Here is a 19662-nt window from a genome sequence, read left to right as displayed (position 1 = left end):
AAGCGAAACGCCACGGGGGAAGCTGACTTCCTCTGTGGCGTTTTTGTTTTGCATTTCAAGCGATTTGCTAACCGCATTTGCTTTCCTCGGCCGGTCCACGCCCCCTATAATAGCGAAGTTCGGCTTCGAGCCCGCCCTTCGCCCCTCTCTCGCCCATACCTATTTGGACCACGCAATGAACGATCCTCACGCCGTTAACCGTCGTCAATTTCTGGGACACAGCTCCGCAGCCATCGCAGGTGCTGCGATCGCGGGCGCCGCAGCCACCCCGCTGCTTTCTTCTGCAGCAGAAACAGCCGAAGCAACGCCAACTGCCGAAACCTTGGTAGGCCGACTGTACGAAACGCTCAGCGAAAAACAGCGTGCCGATGTCTGTTTCGACTGGAATCACCAAGATCCCAAACGAGGTTTGTTGCGTACCTTCGTTGCCAACAACTGGAACATCACCAAGCACGAGATCAACGACGACTTCTATAGCGACGAGCAGCGTGACCTGATCAAGCAAACCTTTGAATCGATCATTCATCCCGATTGGCACCAGCGTTACTACCAACAACTCGAAGACGACGCTGGTGGATTTGGAAACGAACAATCCATTGCGATTTTTGGGACTCCCGGCAACGGCAAGTTCGAAATGGTGATGACGGGTCGCCACATGACATTGCGCTGCGATGGCGATTCGACCGACCACGTCGCGTTCGGCGGGCCGATCTTCTATGGCCACGCGCCGGAGTTCAACGAAGGTGCAAATCACATCGACAATGTGTTTTGGGACCAAGCTCTCGCCGCAAATGAGCTGTACAAAATGCTCGACGGACGGCAACAAAAAGAAGCGTTGGTCGCAAAGACACCACGCGAACAGAACGTTCATTTTCGTGGCAAACAAGGCAAACGAACTGGATTGCCGGTGTCCGACATGTCGGCCGATCAACAAGCTCACCTGCAAACGGTTTTGCAAAAATTGGTCGAGATGTATCGCCAAAGTGATCGCGACGAAGTGGTCAAATGCCTAAAGAGCCAAGGTGGACTCGAAGCCTGCGAATTGGCGTTCTACCAAGACCACGACATCGGTAACGACAAGGTTTGGGACAATTGGCGTCTTGAAGGCCCCGCCTTTGTATGGCACTATCGCGGGGCTCCTCACGTCCATGTGTGGGTCAACGTTGCCGATGATCCAAGCGTAAAAACGAACAGCTGATCTTGTCGCGGGCGGCATGCACGCTACAGTCAAACCAAACTTTTACCCTTTTTCCTTTCACGATTTACCATTGATTCAGAGAGACCTTCTATGCGTGGAATTGCTTACGCGATCGCAGCCCTTGCCGCCGTTATCATCATGGTGGCTATTGCAAAAATGCCCCCTAACCCGGCACAACCCACAAACGAAGTGGCCAGTGCGAAGACCGAAACGGTGTCCAGCGAAGTGATGGCCGACGAAGGAACGCTGACGCTTGCGGTTCCTGAAATGCACTGCTCGGTGTCGTGCTACCCCCGTGTCAAGGAAGTACTGGAAAACACCGAAGCGGTGGAAACCGTCGAGTTGGCTGCACAGAAAGAAGAAGGCATCATCGACAATCGACAAGTGATCGTGCACTACAAACCGGGCTTTGATGTCGGCCAAGCTCTGACCGCTTTGGAAAAGGAAGGCTTCTCCAAATCCGACGTCGTGCACTAGTCGCGTCTGACAATGACAGTGCCTGAGCTTCGACCTGCCCCGAGCGATCCGATTGAACCAAACGCAAAACCGATCGGCGTTTTGTTAGTGGGACACGGTACGCGAGACGAAGTCGGCACGCAGCAGTTTTTTGAACTCGCCGGCAAGCTGCAAACCCAGCTTCCGGCCATGCTGGTCCAACCGAGCTTGCTCGAGTTTCAGCAGCCGACGATTCCGGTCGCATGGAATCGGTTGGTCAGCCAAGGCGTCACCGAAATCCGCGTGGCTCCGCTGCTGTTATTTGCCGCTGGCCACGCCAAGCAGGACATTCCGGACTTGGTGCGAAAGTGCCAAGCGGCAACACCGCATGTGTCGTTTACCCACACACGGCCAATTTCACGGCAAGCGGCGCTGGTGGATTTGGTTTGCAGCCACTTGCGTGCATCTCGCCGCCAGTTCACGCATCCGGACGATGAAATCACGTTAATGATGGTCGGCCGGGGCAGCCACGATCCGTGTGCCCAAGCCGACATGCGAGTGTTAAGCGAAGTGGTTTCTCATCGGCTAGGCATCAAAAATCCATCCACTTCGTTCTATGCGATGGCGCAACCCCCATTTGCCGAAACCCTCGACCATCTGGCCCGACGCAGTCGCCAAATCCTGATTCATCCTCATCTGCTGTTTGATGGCCGCTTGTTTCAAGCGATTCAAGCGATCGTGACGCAAGCCCAAGCCAAGTATCCCGACGTCGAAATCCGCTTGTCGTCGTATCTGGGACCTCATGAATCGGTCGCCCAATCAATCGCGGCGCGTATCACTGAGAACACTGCTCACGTGTAAGACGCATCTCGAGTGCGGATCGCCGCAATGAGCGACTGGCTCGTTACAAAAAATGCTTGCGATGGTGTGTTGCCCCCCTTTATAGTGAACCGGCTTTCGATCACATGTCGCTGATGATTGATGCGTCGCTGCATGAATCGTGTTTGAACCGGCGGTATCGAAACCCCATCGCCATTCCGATTGTCACTTCACCCCTGACTGTGCCATGCGACAAACCAACCACCGCGCCTTCACGCTCGTCGAACTGTTGGTCGTGATCGCAATCATCGGAATACTGGTGGGTTTGCTGTTGCCGGCGGTGCAGTCGGTTCGTGAAGCGGCACGCGTCATCCAGTGCCAAAATCACCTGAAGCAAATCGGACTCAGCTTTCACAATTACTCAACCGGATTTCGCCAATTCCCGGGGTACGCGGGCGAGGCAAAGCCGCAGCTTGTTTACTTTCCGGATCGCAATCAACCGAAGCTCGCGATGGCCGGAGCAAATTGGATTGCTCAAACGTTGGCCTATTCCGAACAGAACGAATTGGCGGCAAAGTTGTCTCGGATCGCGGAAACGCCCAATGCAACGTTGACCTCCGAGCGGATCGAGACGATCCAATCTTCGGTTGCCATGCTGCATTGTCCGTCGCGCCGCGATGCTCACCCTTATCCGCTGATGTCGCGTTATCAATCGCATTACGGCAGCGAGGCGGCACGCACGGACTATGCCATATCAGCGGGCAGCGGCAGTGAGCTCGACCCCAGCGAAGCTTTGAGCGATCGCATGATCCGAGTTGAAAAAAGCGGGGTTTGGCAATTGGGCCGATCCACCCGTGCACGAGATGTTTTGGACGGACTGAGTGCCACCTACGCGGTTGGCGAAAAAGCAATGGATCCCAACCATTACACCACCGGCATTTGCCAAGGCGATCAAATGCCCATTTGCGGTGACCCCCGCGACGATGACACACCAAGCACGTATGCTCGCTATGCCGTGCGGCCTCCGATGCTGGACCGCATGAACGATTGCTTGGTATGCCATGATTTCGGCAGCGCTCATCCAGCCGGCTGGAACGTGCTGATGCTGGACGGATCCGTCAAGATGGCGACGTTCAGCATCGATCTGGAAATCCATAAAGCCAATGCGTCGATCCAAGGGCACGAAGTTCCTGAGTCGTTTTGACCAACGCTCGGATCGCGATCCTCGCATCCATCCATCTCGGCAGCCATTGATCTCAGCATGGGGCCATCTTGGCATGGGGCTCCCTAAAAGCGTCATTCGAATCGCAAATTCGGACATCCGACGTGGACCAAGGGGTGTAGAATGGCAGAACGCGAGTCCGCTTTGTCGGATTTCGTTTTTTAGCCTGATCGCAAAAGCCGCCGACCATGGAACTCGAAATCCTTGTCTTTCAATGTGAACAACGTCACTTTGGCGTCGAGGCTCACTATGTTCGGGAAGTGTTGCGAGCCGTGTCGCTGACCCCCGTTCCCAAAGCTCCGGATGCAGTAATGGGTTTGGTCAATCTTCGCGGCCATGTGATACCGGTGCTGGATACCAAACGGCTGCTGGGGCTAGGCCGATCGACGATTCGCACGAGCGATCATTTGATTGTGATCAAGGTCGCGGATTGCGAGTTCGCCTGGCACGTCGACCACGCCGTGGACCTGCTGCGGATCCGCCCCGATGACGGTGAGGTGACTGACGGTGAAACGGTGACCGACAGCGACACAGTAGCTGACAACAGTGCAGAGACCGACAACGGAGACGACAAAGACCACACGGCAATCCGCGCGACCACTGCGGAAACCACCAAGGCATCCTCGTCGATGATTCCACCCTCACGCTTGCTTCGCACGGTTGCCAAGACGCACTTGGGAGTCGTCCAAGTGATCGAACCGACGACGTTGTATTTGGATGACGCAATGAGAGACGTGCGAGAACTTGCCGCGTCGGTCGTTGCCACCGAATACACGACGTGATGGAGCCCGCGTGGTGAACGACAGCGAACTGAGTAACGTCCTTGCCGTCATCCAACAACGCACCGGACTTTCGTTTCGCAGCGACCAACGACCCTCGATCCAACGCACTCTCTCGCTGCTGATGCAACGCCTTGGAATCAGTGATTCCGCTGAGCTGATTGGCTTGATTCAAAGCAGCGCCGAGATCTATGACGAATTGGTCGATGAGATCACGGTGGGCGAGACCTACTTTTTCCGTGAACCCAAACAATTCGATTTCATCCGCCATCAAATCATTCCTGAACTGCGTTCACGCCGTGGTGATTCAACCATCTTACGAGCGTGGTCTGCGGCGTGTGCCTCGGGCGAAGAAGCTTATTCGCTTGCAATTTTGTGTGAACAAGAGAGGCAGCATTTGGACGTGTTGGGCACCGATCTGTCGGTCGAATCGATTGCCAAGGCGCGACGCGCAAGTTATCGCGAATGGTCCTTTCGCGGCGGTGCGATGCCTCAGGTCGCTAACTACTTGGTGCAAACGCATGCATCCCAACCGGGCGAACGCTATGAGTTAAGCAAGCAGGTTCGCAGGCACGTTCGATTCCAAATCCTGAACCTAGCCTGCGACAATTACCCCAATCCAAGTGCCGGGATTGGAAATTTTGATTTGATTTTGTGCCGCAATGTGTTGATCTATTTCGAACGCGAAACGATCGATGCAATCGCAAATCGGTTGTATGAGTGTTTGGTGCCCGGGGGTTGGTTGATCACGGCTTCGGGAGATCCATCACTAATTCACGCCAGCAACTTTGCCGCAATCACCACACCGTACGGCACGTTCTATCAGCGGCCTAGCGTTCGAAAAGCAGGGACGCGCGACGTGACGGCAGATCCCCACTCTGCAACCCAAACCAAGCGGAACCCAGAAACCACGCCGTCCAACGTTCCCCCTCGGATCCCCACGGATCACCGGTCCGCCGCGAATGCGGAACCGGCTAAATCTCCCAGCTCACTGCGGGCCCCACTGCCGTCAACGTCGCCGCCAACGTTGCCATCAAACCCCAAGGTCCCCGCCCCGATTCGTGTCATGGCCGAGGCGAGGCAGTCGCTTGCCGCCGGCGACTACACTACGGCGTTTCGATTGACCAAGGATCATCTTCATCACCCCGACGCCTGTGTGATTCACGTGCGCAGCCAAGCGAACCTGGATGCCACCGCCGCACTTGAAACTTGTAGCGAAGCGGTAGCGAGGCATCCACTCGCGACGGAATTGCATTACTTGCGGGCTCGATTGCTGATGGACGCGAACGAGATTGGCGAAGCTGCACGGGCCATCGGACGGGCCTTGTTTTTGGAGCGAAGTAACGTGATGTGCCAATTTTTAGCTGGCTCGATCCAATTCAGGCGAGGACAATGGAAGGTTGCCTATCGTCATTTCGAGACCGCATTGAAATTGTGTAACCAGCAAGACCCTCAATCGTTAATCCCCTTTTCTAAACAGGACACAGCGGCGGTGACAGCGGCGGCAGCCGAATCACAAATGACCAAAATCCGAGATCTGCTTGCGAAAACACCATGAGTGCAGCTGAAAATCAACTCACCAAAACGTTCGATTGGGACGCTGCCAAACGCCGTCTCGAAGAATCCAGCAAAACGTTGCTCGATTCCGAGAGTCTACCGTCGGAACAGTCCGCCAAGATCTTGGACGAGCGGGCCCGGCTACTTGCTCGCGTGCCGACTCCAACGCTCGACAACCGCGAAGCACTCGAGGTGGTACGGTTTCGCATCGGCAACGAAGAGTTTGCGATCGGTTCAGAATTTGTACTCGAGCTGACCTTCCCTAACGCGATCACTCCGATTCCTCAGCTCGAGCCGCATTTCGTAGGCGTGACCAATCTTCGCGGCGAGGTCACCACCGTGATCGACCTAGGCAAACTGTTGGGCATCTCGGTCGACGAGGAACCCAAATTACAGGCCTTGGTGCTTGGACGCGATCGGCCAGAATTTGCGATTCGAGTCAGCGGCATCGATCATGTGGTGGCGCTGCGTCACGACGAACTGCTTGAACCGATGGGAGTCGCCGGAGGGTATCGTGATTTAATGCTCGGGTGCAGCAGGGACGGTTTGCTTGTGCTCGACGGCGAAGCACTGCTTGAATGCGAAGAATTGTATGTAGACCAATGTGAGTGAAGCGTTCGCTCCGCAACGTTTGAGGCAACGGCATGAGATTGGCAGAACACGTTCGCAAACTATCACTGCGATGGCAAATATCAGTCTTGCTGGGGCTAGCGATTCTTATCTCGCTATTGACGCTCGGAACGCTAGCGTTTCGAAAGAGTCGAGAAATTGTCACCGACATGACACTTGAAAAGATGGTGGCGCAAACCAACGAAATCGCCAGCAATCTGGAAAGCACGTTGGCGCGTTCACGCGCCGATACGCTGGCGATCCCAAGCTACCCGCCGATCCCTGGCATCATTCGTTGCTGGGACAACGAACTAAACCCAGGCCAAGACCCCGTGCAAACGGGATCGAATATTCAAATTTGGATCGACCGGCTCGCCCAAATCATCACCACCGAAATGCGTGCCTACAACGAGCGAATCGAATCCGCCTTTTATGACGCAACGGGGCAAGGCGTGATGCGAGTGGTCTCGCGACGCGGCGGCCACGAATTGGAAACGGACCAGATCCGCAATATCGCAGATGCATCTTACTTTCTAAAAACACGTGAACTTCCCCAAGGCAACGTCTATGTTTCGCCGCTGGAACTAAACCCCCAAGGCAACGCGATCATCCACGTCTGCACACCGGTGTTTAGCACGTCAAACAATCAAACGGACGAAGAATTCCGGGGCGTTTTCGTGATCACGTTGGCAGGCGACCGCGTGTTCTCTAACGCCGTCGAGACGCTTGCAGGCGACCGGGTGAACCCAGAACAGGTCATTGAAATTGTCGATAACACCATGCAATTCCTGTATTGCAGCAGCAATAGTGATGCGACCGCATTGAGCAATGATCGGTTTGATCAACTGCGACCGGTGCGTGCCGAACGCTTACTGAAAAACGATGACGTGAGCACACAATTTGGTAATAACGCAAAAGCCATTTACGTTTCAGCCGCGGACCGTCCCGATAACAAATCAATGCTTGGTACGTTCACTCGCGTGTTTTATGACCCTAGTGACCACACTCGATTCTGGGGCGTCACGACCAGCGAGTACGGCGAGTCGGCGCTGCAGAGCGTCACGGATTTGCGAAACCGGTTCCTGTTAACAGGGACGTTGATCATGATCGGCGTCTTGACGGCCAGCTACTTTTTCGCCGCACGTTTGGCGGCCCCATTGGCAACGCTGACCCGCACTGCGGATGAGATCGCCGGTGGCCAAATTGACAAATCCATGCCCCAGATTCTTGGTGCGGGTGAAGTCATCCAGCTCAACACGTCCTTTCGCGAAATGACCGAATCGCTTCGCAGACACATCGCCGATGCGAAGGACCAAAAAGCCAGAACGCAGGCGACGATCGACTCGACCGCCGATGCCATCGTGTCGCTTGACCGTGAAGGCATCATTTTGTCTTGCAATAGTGCGACAAGAGAGATGTTTGGTTACAGCGAGGACGAATTGGTCGGCCAAAACGCGTCCCGATTGTCGCCGTCGTTGTGCAACGACGCGTCGCATCCATCGCTGCACCACTTAGCACCGGGTGAAGTCCGTCGGCTTGGCCCAGGTTCCGAAGTGACGGGTCGGCACCGAGACGGATCCGAGATCCCGTTGCTGATGCGAGTGGTGGCAATGAATTACGCAGGTGATGAAATCTACATTGCCACGCTACAGGACATCGCCGAACGAAAACGCAACGAACTGGAACGCAGCAAATTGTTCAGTGCGATTCGTGACGCCGTAAAGCGACTTGCCACTGCCACGCAAGAAATTCTGGCCACGACAAGCCAGCAAGCCGCGGGCGCCCAGGAACAGGCGGCGACGGTGTCCGAGGTCGTCGCCACCGCCGAAGAGATCGCTCAGACCGCGGCCCAAGCTGCCCAACGTGCTGACGAGGTCGCACAAGCCGCTCGTCATACCGACGAAGTGGGTAACGAAGGACGAACGGCAATCGAAGGTTCCGTCACCGCGATGGAAGAAGTCAAACGACAAGTCGAATCGATCGCGGAAAACATGCTGTCGCTTGCCGAACGGGCCCAAGCGATCGGCGAAATCATCGCCACGGTTAACGACATCGCTGAACAAACCAATGTGCTTGCCCTGAACGCTGCCGTCGAAGCATCGCGTGCGGGCGAACATGGAAAAGGCTTTGCTGTCGTTGCGGCCGAAGTCAAATCGTTGGCCGAACAATCCAAACGCGCCACCGCGCAAATCCGCTCGATCTTGAGCGAGATCCAATCGGCAACCAATGCCGCCGTGCTGTCGACCGAACATGGCACCCACACCGTTAGCCAAGCCAGTGACGTCACGTCGCGAGCCGGCGAAGTGATCAAAACCCTCGCACAAACCCTTGCCGATTCCACTCAAATGGCCACGCAAATCTCGGCGTCGGCCAACCAGCAGGCGGCCGGGGTGCGGCAGTTAAACGAAGGCATTCGCGACATTGACACCGTCACCAAACAAAGCCTTAGTGCCGTACAGCTAATCGAAGAATCCGCCCGCAATTTGAACGGACTCAGTAATGAACTCGCTTCACTAACGGAGATTTGATCATCGCCTGCCACCCCGGCACCTGCATTTGACTCTTCGAAGGCTTGGCAAACTCGACGTTTGTCCTACGTACAGGAACCCAAAAACAATGGACGAACAAGAATTTGCACAATTGTTGATGGAAACGTTCCTTCAAGAATTGAGCGAACACATCGAAACGCTCAATCGTGAATTGTTGGCGGTCGAAAAGGAACAAACGCCTGAACAACTCGATGAGTTGTGGAAGGTCATTTTCCGTGCCGCGCATACGCTCAAAGGGGCCTCTGCGGCGGTCAACGTGCAGCCGATCCAAACGGCCTGCCATCACCTCGAAGACATTTTCGGCTACTTTCGTGACCAGCGTCGCCCAGCGCCTGCCGCCATGATCTCGTTGATGCTGAAGGTCATTGATGGCATCGACGACATCTCGGTGCGACTTCGCGCCGAAGAATCTCTTGATGACTCGGCGCTCGTCAAAATGTTGCCCGAATTGAAGCGAGTCGCAGACGAGTTGACCTCCGGCGAATCCGAGTCCGTCACGCCAGACGAGTCTTCTGGTGCCGAGGCGGCGGAGACAGAGTCTTCTGGCGCAGCGGCATCGGCTGCGGAGACCAGCGACACTGCGGATTCCGACATTGCGGATTCCGATGCGTCCGGTTCGGCGGCTTCGTCCGATGCCGACGAGGCGGCCGAAGATCACCGGCCCACCTTCCTCGAGGCCGTGGACGATCATGTTGCGACGATCTCGTCCAGTGCGTTGGCCTTGGAAACGGCTGGCAGCAACGAAGAAAAACAAGACGCCCTGCGTTTGCTGCTGGACGCAGTGGGCGACCTCAAAGCGTCAGCCAGTGACGGCGCTGACAGCGCGAACGACTTGGCGGTGGTTTGTGAAGTCGGCGGCCATCTCGAACGGCTGCTCACGTGGATGCAAAACGAGAACCAAGACGTAACGGCGGAACAGGTGTCGCGGATCCTGGAAACCGCGAACGCGTTCGCCGAAGCGGGGCGACGGCTTCGCGATGGCCGTGATTTGAAAACGGCCCCGATCGGAAAAATGGGCGACAAGCTCGAACGCCTGCTTTCCACGAAACCGCAAACGCCACCGGCGGCAAGTAAGACGAGCGACACGGCGAGGACAAGCCAACCATCCAAACCGAGCTTGCCATCCAAACAAAACCAACCATCGAAAGCGACAGTGCCATCGAAGACGAGCGGGTCTTCGAAAACGACAGTGTCTTCGAAACCGAGTGGGCCTTCGAAGACGAGCGGGCCATCAAAATCCGTCGAAATCGCAACGCGGGTTCCGGCGGCGGACCAAACGGCTTCGATACGCGTCCCCGCGCAAAAACTGGACGCCTTGCTTGCGTACAGCGGTGAATTGCTTGTGGTCCGCGGGCGATTTTCGCTGCGGGCGAAGGATGCGAACGAGCTGCGTGATTTGGCGACCGAATTAAAATCGCACTGGCTGCATACTCAACACCTATCGCGACAAACCACGCCTACCCACGCTGCCGCCCGCTCTGCCGATCAGCCGACGGCGGTCTCGGGGGTCGCCGAAACCTGGATCGAGAAAACGTCCAAATCCTTGACGATGCTGACCAAAAAGATCGAAGCGTTGTCCACCAACATCGAAGCGGACAACCGTTTGCTCGGACAAACCTGCAGCCAGCTCGATGACGAGGTGTACCATGTGCGAATGCTGCCATTCACCGATGCCTGCGGTGGACTCGAACGCGCCGTCCGCGACATTGCGACCACCAGCAACAAAAAGGTCAACTTCAAAATCGAAGGGGGGGATGTTGAGGTGGACCGTTCGGTGTTGGAAGGACTGAAGGATCCGCTACTGCATTTGGTTCGCAACGCCGTGGATCATGGAATCGAGAAACCGGCAGAGCGAATTGCCGCCGGAAAATCCCAATCGGCCTCGCTCACCGTCAGCGCCTCGCTGCGTGGCGGACACGTCGAGGTGGTGGTCCAAGACGATGGAGCGGGGCTGGACTTGGACCGCATCTGCAGCATTGCCCAAAAACGCGGTTTAGAAATCCCCGAAGACCGCCGCGAACAAGCAAGACTGATCTTTGCCCCCGGATTTTCCACCGCCAAAATGATCACCGATATTTCGGGCCGCGGCGTGGGATTGGATGTGGTGCAAAGCCGCGTCGAATCGCTGCACGGTGCTGTCGATGTTACCTTTCGTGTCGGTCACTGGACACGATTCACGTTGTTGGTCCCGCTGACATTGACGACGATCCGATCGCTGTTGGTGCAAGTCAACGACGATGTTTTCGCGATTCCGACGACAGCGGTCCAGCGATTGGTGCGTTTTGGAATCACCGAAGTTCGCACTTCGCTCGGACGTGACACATTGATGCTGAGCGATTCTCCGACTCCGATCGTATCGCTGGCAGCGACCCTTGGACTAAAATCCAAGGGGTTGATCGCGGGAAAATTGTCAAAGGGATTAGCGGTCATCTTAGCGGCGGGTGAGCAGCGGGTTGCGGTCACGGTCGATGACGTCTTGAGCGAACAAGAGGTGCTGGTCAAAAACCTCGGCAGCCGAATCCGACGACTGCGTCACTTTTCCGGCTGCACCCTGCTGCCCACCGGACGGATTGCTATGGTGATGAATACGTCCAACGTTGTACGCACCGCGCTAGGCATTGCACCGACGTACTCACGATCAACGCTTCGAAAACAAGAATCAACCACTCGCAAACAATTGTTGTTGGCGGATGATTCGGTAACCACACGAGAGCTGCTGAAGAACATCCTTGAAACCGCGGGCTATGACGTCGTCGCCACTGCCGATGGCGAACAGGCATGGACGGCGGCACAAGACTCGCATTTCGATGCCGTTGTCAGCGATGTCGACATGCCACGAGTGGACGGATTTGAATTGACCATGAAACTACGAAACAATCCCTCGACTGCCGAGATTCCGATTATCCTGGTGACCGCACGCGGATCCGACGACGACAAAGAACGAGGTGTCCAAGTGGGTGCCAATGGATACATCGTGAAAGGCAGCTTTGATCAAGCCAACCTTCTCGACACGATCGCTCAGTTGGTTTAGGGAGATAAACATGCACACGGTTTTGATTGTCGACGATTCCGCTACGGCGCGTGAAGTATTGCGGGCGATCCTGTGTGAGGAAGCGGGGTTTCGCGTGGTCGGTTTTGCCAAAGACGGACACGAAGCGGTCGAAAAAGCCAAAGAGTTGCGTCCCGACGTGATCACGATGGACATCAACATGCCGGGGATGAATGGATTGGATGCGACACGCGAAATCATGATCGAAGCGCCCACGCCGATCGTCATTGTCTCGGCAAGCACACGAGTCCGAGAGATCGAAGCTTCGATGGAAGCGCTCGGGGCAGGAGCATTGGCGATTCTGTTAAAACCGCCAGGACCGCATTCGCCTCGATACGCCGCATTGGCCAAAGAAATCGTCAAAACGGTCAAGGCGATGGCGGGCGTGTTGGTGATACGGCGACGTCGACGGCTGAAAACCGACGATGAATCAAGTCTCGTTCGCGAAGTCACCGATCTGCCCCCCCAAGCCAAGATCCAAGCGGTCTCGATCTTGTCTTCGACCGGGGGTCCTCCGGCGCTTGCAAAAGTACTAGGCGAGCTGCCAGCCGATTTTCCGGCTCCGATCCTGCTCGTACAGCACATGGTCCCCAGCTTTGTCGCGGGATTTGCCAGTTGGCTTGATACCGTGGTGCCGCTCCCCGTTCGGCTCGCTTGTCAGCACGATCGCATCGAACACGGCTGCGTCTACGTCGCCGCGGCAGGCAGCCATCTCGGCGTGGCCCGAGGCTCGCGAATCTGCCTGTCCGACGATCCTCCGATCGATGGCTTTCAACCGGCGGGCACGCACCTATTTGCCAGCGTCGCTGAACAGTTTGGCAAAGCATGTGCAGGAGTGATCATGACCGGAATGGGACATGATGGCGTCGATGGGCTACAGCGAATCCATGCAGCCGGCGGCTTCACGATTGCCCAAGACGAAGCGACTAGCGTCGTGTTTGGGATGGCAAAAGTCGCGATCCAGCGGAACATCATCCATTCCGTCTTGCCACTGGACCAGATCGCCAACCAGCTGCAACGGCTTGTTCGATAAATTAGCGACACGGCGAAACCGCATCGCGACAATACATCCTTGCTGCGGGATCGCCGCTAACATCCACGGCACTGGTATCTCACGAATACCGCACCCTCAACCCAACCGCGACCCTAACGCGATTGTTGCTGGACCATTCGCAGAAAATCTTCGGTCGGCTCGCTGACCGTCATCACTTGCGGTGAGCTTTGCGGGCTGTTTCGGTCGCGGATGATCACGATCACTTCTTGGTTGCTTGCTTGTGCGACGCCGGCCGGAGCAAAGTCGGTCGGAGCAAAGTCGGCAGGGGCGGCGATCGCCGATGGCTGCAGCGCCGAAGCGGGAAGCCCCATTGGCGTGGTCGAGTTTTGATTCAAGCTAGCCATTCGCTCGGGAACTGCTGCGGCGGCGGTGTTCTTGTAAAGACTGGTCAAGTTCACACGGTCCAATTGCCAGTGCACGGCACCCGGTCCGGCATAGATTCCCACGTCCTCTTTGTAATCTGCTGCGTTACAAACTCCGATCAAACGGCCTGCATCGTCGAATAAACCGCCGCCACTGCGTCCGTCAATCGGAGCGCCTTCGATCTCGAGATTCGACGCGTTGATGTGTTGGTTGTACTTGTTGACGCCGGTGACGCGAGTGTCGCGTCGGCTGGGGTCGTCGCCGCGATCACAGCCGTAGCTAAATGCGGGTTGACCGGTGCGAACTTGATCGGCCGACGATATCACCTCGACGGGATCAATCGCAAAACCGGGACGAATCACGACGAGTGCGATGTCGCGATCGTCCGCATCGTAGTCGAGCAGCTGACCAAGCACCGTGTGCACTTGGCCTGCGACGAACAAATCGACTTCGATCTTTCCTTCGCCCTTGGTTTCGCGGAACAGATGGCCGCAGGTCAAAACAAGACTCTCTTCGCCTTGGGTATCAATGATCGTTCCGGTGCCGGCACCGTAGCCTTTACCGTCATGAACTCGCAGACGAACGGTTGCCGCACGAGCTCGTTCCACCGCATCCGCTTTGCTCAAACTTGGCATCGGTTCGCTCGATTGAGCAGCGTCGCGGCGAGTGGCCGCGGTCAACGTTTGCCCCTGGAAATCTCGGTTTGAGGCGGCTTGATTTGGGGACGATCCGACTGGCAATCGGCCGACGGGGGCCAAGCGAGTCTGGGGAGCTGGAAAGGATTCGCCGCCGCGGGTCATCGATCCGGTCTGTACCAACGGACCGCCCGGTTTGACCGCTAATGCATTTTGCAGATCCGCGAGCGACTGCGTTCCGACCAACCGAGTGACTTCTTTTCCGCCGGCAACCACGACGAAGGTGGGCGTTTGGCGGATACCATAACGGCGGGTCAGATCGGGTTCGGATTGAACATCCACGTGCCGCACGGGGACACCGGATTGTTCGAGTTGAGCGAGCACGGGCTGCATCGCTCGACAGGGAGGGCACTGCGAGGAAGAAAAGTCGATCAAAATGGCACCCGCGGCTTGTGCCGTGACACCTTGAAAGCAATTTGTTGCCGCAACAAACGCCATCGCGATCGCGAACATTATCTTCATCACGCTCGTCCCTCCATGGACGGTAGTGTTCATTTCGGATGAGCCATCCAAGGCCTACCGAAGCGGAGATGACCGCATTGATTTTCCAACGTCCCTGCTGGATTTGGGTCACCTGAGGATCCCAATCCTGCATGAATTCACCCCGACGAGGCAAGATCAATGCCGGCGATCGGCGTGGAACTTTAGTTTTTTTTGAGTTTCACAACCATTTTTTTCCGATTTGTTCATTCCGCTGAAGCCGCAAAAACGTGTACAGATCGTCGCCCCGCGTCGTCGAAAACGAGATTCAAAGCTACAATCCGCCCAAGACGCTCGCGGCATCCCCCTGTTTGACGTTTTGCCGACAAAAATCGATTGTCCGATTCCTGGCAGCTTCCCCCTTCACAACGTTCCCAAATCAATTTCGATGACTCGCCGAATCCTTGTCACTAGCGCCCTGCCCTACGCCAATGGTCCGATCCACATCGGGCACCTGGTCGAATACATCCAAACCGACATCTGGGTGCGATTCCAAAAATTAAGAGGCAATCGCTGTATCTACGTCTGTGCCGACGACACCCACGGCACCGCGATCATGATTCGGGCCCGTAAAGAAGGCCGCAGCGAAGAGGAATTGATCGCCGCGATGAGCGAATCGCATCAACGCGATTTCAGCGGATTTGGCATCGAATTTGACCACTACGGCAGCACTCACAGCGACGCCAACCGCGAATTGTGTGGCGAATTTTGGAAATCGCTGCGTGCGAACGACTTGATCGCCGAACGCGAAATCGAGCAGCTTTACGATCCCGAAGCCCAAACCTTTTTGGCCGACCGCTTCGTCCGCGGCACCTGTCCCAAATGTGGCAAGCCGGACCAACCGGGCGACAATTGCGTATGCGGACATACGTACAGTCCAACCGAACTGATCGATCCCAAAAGCACACTGAGTGGTGCGACACCCGAGATTCGCAAGGCTATCCATTTGTTCGTCGAGCTCGACAAACTACGCGAGTTTTTGTCGACCTGGATCGACAGCAGCGATGCGTTGCAAAGCGAAACGGCCAACTATTTGAAAGGCCATTTCTTGGCCAACGAACTTCGCGACTGGGACATCAGCCGCCCCGGTCCCTACTTTGGCTTTGAGATCCCCGATTCGCCCGGTAACTATTGGTACGTCTGGTTCGATGCTCCGATCGGCTACATCGCCAGCACGAAACAGTGGTGCGACGCCAATGGCGAAAAGCTCGAGGATTGGTGGAAATCCGACGATTGCGAGATCCATCACTTCATCGGCAAGGACATCACCTATTTCCACACGCTGTTTTGGCCTGGGATGCTAAAAACTGCGGGCTACAGTCTGCCGACCAAAGTTCGCATTCACGGATTCCTGACCGTGACCGGCGAAAAAATGAGCAAATCGACCGGCACGCTGGTGTCCGCCGAAACCTACCTGAAACACACCAAACCCGCGTATCTGCGGTACTTTTACGCCACAAAATTGACCGCTCGCGTGGAAGACATCGATCTAGGGCTCGATGAATTCACCGACAAAATCAACAGCGACCTAGTCGGCAAGGTCGTCAATTTGGCTAGCCGTGTTGGCAAATTTGCGAGTGCGACGGGGCTTTCGGCAACCTACCCGGACGACGGGGGTTTGTTCCAAGCCGCTGCCGATGCGGGCGACGAAATTGCTGCCGCGTACGAATCGTGCGATTACTCTCGTGCGATGCGGCGGATCATGGAATTGGCCGATGCAGCTAACCCGTTTGTCGAGCACGCCAAACCGTGGGAGATGAAAAAGGATGCGGATCGCCAGGACGAGCTACGCGACGTTTGTACGGTCGCACTGAATCTGTTCCGACAATTGACGATTTATTTGACGCCGGTCTTGCCGGAATTGGCCAAGCAGTGTGGTGATTTGTTAGGCGAAGAAATCACATCGTGGGATCAAAGTAAAACCCCGCTTACCGGAACCGCTGTGGCCAAGTTCCAACGAATGATGGACCGAGTTCAACCCGAGGATTTAAAGAAGATGATCGACGAAAGCAAAGAATTGGCAGCCGAAGAAACCAAGCAAGACAATTTGCCCACGTTCAACGACAGCGACCAACCGCTCAAAGACGAACCATTAGCCGATGAGATCACGATTGATGATTTCGCCAAAGTCGACTTGCGAGTCGCTCGCGTGGTCAATGCCGAGCACGTGCCGGAAGCCAACAAGCTTTTGAAATTGACGCTCAGTCTAGGTGGTGACGAGCGACGCCAAGTGTTTGCCGGCATCAAAGCCGCTTACGAACCCGAAGCCCTGATCGGCCGTTTGGTTGTGATGGTCGCCAATCTTCAACCACGTAAAATGCGATTTGGTTTGAGCGAAGGGATGGTGACGGCCGCGGGCCCAGGCGGCGCCGAGGTGTTTGTCCTCGGGGTGGATGAAGGTGCTCAACCTGGCCAACGTGTCCATTAAACAAAATGCTGCAACGGCCTATCAATCACTTTCGTAGCTTTCTGCTCGACAAACTGGTGCTACGGCCCACCCGCGACCGGGTGGACCATGGCATGCAGTATCGTTTGCAGCTGCCATCGCGATTTGGGCCGCTAGAGACATTTGGTTACGCCAATTATCGCGATCCCGGTTTTGGAGATGCGGAAAGCAATGCAGGCGACCCGCCCGAATTGTTGCTACTGAAATTCCCTGGGACGGCAGGCCGCGCCGAGCGTTCGTCGCCGTTCCCGACGGAAATGATGCGAGATGTCCGCACACATGCTTGGACTTGGAACCCACCGGGATATGGCAATAGTGCGGGCCGTCCGACGCTGCGACGCATTGCCGAAGCGGCGATCGATTTTTTCGAAGCCTCGATCGATCGCTACCAACAACGCTACGCGGCGGTGCCAACGGTTTGGTTGTGTGGCAACAGCCTCGGTTGTGCCACCGCGCTGCATGTCGCCACGATCGCACAACAAAGTTCGTCTCCGATCGCAGGCCTGCTATTGCGAAATCCACCCCCAGTGGATTTGGTGGTAAAACACGTCGCCAAACGCTATCCGCTGGGCCGGTTGATCCATCCGGTGGCCGACCAATTGGCGCCGGCGATGAACGCGATCTACACCGCTGCAAGCGTCAATGTGCCAGCAATCTTTTTGCAATGTCAAAACGATTCGCTGGTTCCGCCCTCGCTGCAGCAACGCATTCGCGACGCCTACGCCGGCCCACAAATGCTTGTCAAACTTGACGGGCTCGATCATGACGGCGCGATGGATGAACAACATTTGCCTGCGGTCCGTGATGCGTTGTGTTGGCTTCGCGAACAATCGCGTCTTTGATGTTTCTGTTGAGCCATTTTCTGATTAACTAGTGCAATGCCACCATCCGACCACAGCATTCGTATTCGTCATGCAACCGAGCACGATGCGGCACGCGTCGCTGAAATCTACAATCACTATGTTGATGTCGGCGGCGCCACGTTTGATACCGTCCATCTGTCGAGCGAAATGGTGGGCCAACGGATCAAGCAACCCAAACCGGATGGTTGGTTCGTCGCCGCGTCCGAGGACTCCATACTCGGATGGGCATCGGCGCGACGTTACAGCGACCGCTTTGGCTATCGATTTTGTTGCGAAACGGCAATCTACATCGCGCCCGATGGCCAAGGCCGTCAAATCGGCAACCAATTGCAACAGAGAATCGACCAGCACTGTATCGACTGCAATCTGCATCATGCGGTAGCTCGAATCATTGCCGACAACCAACGCAGCCTAGCATTCCATTATCGTCACGGTTACGAGATGGTCGGCATTCAGAAAGAGATCGGCCGCATGAATGACCAATGGGTCGACGTGGCCATCTTGCAAAAGATCTTTCGCCCCGACGGCAATTGATGTCCCCTCCTTCACGCTGCAATATTGACCACCTTCGTGCTCGCGCAGGACTGCTGCGGCAAGTCCGATCGTTTTTTGACGAGCGGGATTTCTTCGAGGTGCAACCGCCGTGTTTGTCACGCGACTGCATCGTCGATCCGTACATCAACCCGCTCACGATTGCGACCAAACAACTTGCGTTGGCCGAACCGGACCTTCCCGAGTGCTACTACTTGCAAACATCGCCCGAGTTGGCGATGAAACGAATGTTGGCCGCCGGAGCGCCGTCGATTTACAGCATCGGCCCGGTGTTTCGAGCAGGCGAGCGAGGCCCCACGCACAACGTCGAATTCACCATGCTGGAATGGTACGACGTCGGAGCCGATATCGACTCGGGGATCAACACCACCGGAACATTGGCATGCGAGGTATTAGAAACCGCTCGCTTTGACGTGACCACCTATCGCGACACATTTTTGGAAGCCCTCGGAATCGATCCGATCTCGGCACCGCTGACGCGGTTACAATCGGAAACCGCAGCCATTGATGCAATGCTTGCTAAAGACATTGCCAGCGACCGTGATGCAATGCTGGACGTGCTGTTCACTCATCACGTGCAGCCCAATCTTGGCAGCGACGTCCCGGTGATCGTCCGCAACTACCCCCTCACCCAAGCGGCATTGGCACGTCAAGCCACTGACGATGAAGATTGTGCAGCTCGCTTTGAAATGTTTTTCAAAGGCATCGAACTTGCAAATGGTTATGATGAATTACTTGACGCTGACGAATTGGTCCGGCGGACGCAGATCAACAATCAACGCCGGATCGCTTGCGGCGAAACCTCGCTGCCAATCGACAACTCGTTGCTTGACGCGATGCGGCGGGGGCTCCCCGCCAGCACGGGAGTGGCACTCGGCTTTGATCGGCTGTTGATGTTGCAAGTAAAGTCAACCTCGATCGACAAAGTTGTACCGCTAACGATTGAAATCGCGTAAAATTAGCTTAGTTCGCCGATCCCCCGGATCGCCCTC

Annotated in this window: 15 protein-coding genes; 14 read left to right on the top strand and 1 reads right to left on the bottom strand. The window is 56.0% G+C overall.

The features are described from left to right. Positions 1-175: 175 nt before the first annotated feature. The 10 genes from ABEA92_RS11725 (at position 176) to cheB (ending at position 13250) form a co-directional block, all read left to right on the top strand. A complete protein-coding gene (locus ABEA92_RS11725) occupies positions 176-1198 on the top strand; it encodes a DUF3500 domain-containing protein (protein WP_345684010.1) in 1023 nt (340 codons plus the stop codon). 90 nt (positions 1199-1288) lie between these two features. After that, positions 1289-1675, top strand: a complete 387-nt coding sequence (locus ABEA92_RS11720) for a heavy-metal-associated domain-containing protein (protein WP_345684009.1) — start codon at positions 1289-1291, stop codon at positions 1673-1675. An 18-nt stretch (positions 1676-1693) separates the two neighbouring features. Then, the gene (locus tag ABEA92_RS11715; protein ID WP_345684008.1) at positions 1694-2494 is read left to right on the top strand and encodes a sirohydrochlorin chelatase; all 801 of its coding nucleotides are present in this window, start codon (positions 1694-1696) and stop codon (positions 2492-2494) included. A gap of 205 nt (positions 2495-2699) precedes the next feature. After that, the gene (locus tag ABEA92_RS11710; protein WP_345684007.1) at positions 2700-3656 is read left to right on the top strand and encodes a DUF1559 family PulG-like putative transporter; all 957 of its coding nucleotides are present in this window, start codon (positions 2700-2702) and stop codon (positions 3654-3656) included. 206 nt (positions 3657-3862) lie between these two features. Continuing rightward, entirely contained in the window at positions 3863-4456 is a 594-nt protein-coding gene (locus tag ABEA92_RS11705) for a chemotaxis protein CheW (protein WP_345684006.1), read from the top strand. Between the two features lie 13 nt (positions 4457-4469). Next, positions 4470-6011 (top strand): CheR family methyltransferase, encoded by a 1542-nt coding sequence (locus ABEA92_RS11700; RefSeq protein WP_345684005.1) that lies wholly within the window; start codon positions 4470-4472, stop codon positions 6009-6011. Then, entirely contained in the window at positions 6008-6622 is a 615-nt protein-coding gene (locus ABEA92_RS11695; protein ID WP_345684004.1) for a chemotaxis protein CheW, read from the top strand. Before ABEA92_RS11700 ends, ABEA92_RS11695 begins: the two co-directional genes overlap by 4 nt. Before the next feature lie 32 nt (positions 6623-6654). Then, positions 6655-9147, top strand: a complete 2493-nt coding sequence (locus tag ABEA92_RS11690) for a methyl-accepting chemotaxis protein (protein WP_345684003.1) — start codon at positions 6655-6657, stop codon at positions 9145-9147. A gap of 88 nt (positions 9148-9235) precedes the next feature. Continuing rightward, positions 9236-12199 carry a response regulator gene (locus ABEA92_RS11685; protein ID WP_345684002.1) on the top strand — a complete coding sequence of 988 codons (2964 nt, stop codon included), beginning with the start codon at positions 9236-9238 and terminating at the stop codon, positions 12197-12199. Positions 12200-12209: 10 nt separating this feature from the next. Next, positions 12210-13250: a chemotaxis-specific protein-glutamate methyltransferase CheB gene (gene cheB, locus ABEA92_RS11680; protein ID WP_345684001.1), complete on the top strand. Its 1041-nt coding sequence runs from the start codon at positions 12210-12212 to the stop codon at positions 13248-13250. A gap of 113 nt (positions 13251-13363) precedes the next feature. On the opposite strand, the gene ABEA92_RS11675 is transcribed toward cheB, so the two are convergent. After that, complete coding sequence (locus ABEA92_RS11675; RefSeq protein WP_345684000.1) at positions 13364-14791, bottom strand: trypsin-like peptidase domain-containing protein; 1428 nt, start codon at positions 14789-14791, stop codon at positions 13364-13366. Between the two features lie 406 nt (positions 14792-15197). On the opposite strand from ABEA92_RS11675, the gene metG reads away from it, so the two are divergent. The 4 genes from metG to epmA are packed head-to-tail and all read left to right on the top strand — an operon-like array spanning position 15198 to position 19626. Next, a complete protein-coding gene (metG, locus tag ABEA92_RS11670; RefSeq protein ID WP_345683999.1) occupies positions 15198-17237 on the top strand; it encodes a methionine--tRNA ligase in 2040 nt (679 codons plus the stop codon). A gap of 5 nt (positions 17238-17242) precedes the next feature. Further along, positions 17243-18097, top strand: coding sequence for an alpha/beta hydrolase (locus ABEA92_RS11665; protein ID WP_345683998.1), 855 nt, complete (start codon positions 17243-17245; stop codon positions 18095-18097). A gap of 36 nt (positions 18098-18133) precedes the next feature. Further along, positions 18134-18652: a GNAT family N-acetyltransferase gene (locus tag ABEA92_RS11660; protein ID WP_345683997.1), complete on the top strand. Its 519-nt coding sequence runs from the start codon at positions 18134-18136 to the stop codon at positions 18650-18652. Then, entirely contained in the window at positions 18652-19626 is a 975-nt protein-coding gene (gene epmA, locus ABEA92_RS11655; RefSeq protein WP_345683996.1) for an EF-P lysine aminoacylase EpmA, read from the top strand. Before ABEA92_RS11660 ends, epmA begins: the two co-directional genes overlap by 1 nt. Positions 19627-19662 lie beyond the last annotated feature (36 nt).

It is taken from the genome of Novipirellula caenicola (assembly GCF_039545035.1).
Classification (GTDB): domain Bacteria; phylum Planctomycetota; class Planctomycetia; order Pirellulales; family Pirellulaceae; genus Novipirellula; species Novipirellula caenicola.
The sequence above is the reverse complement of the archived record's forward strand: the minus strand, read 5'-3'. Positions and strand labels throughout refer to the sequence as shown.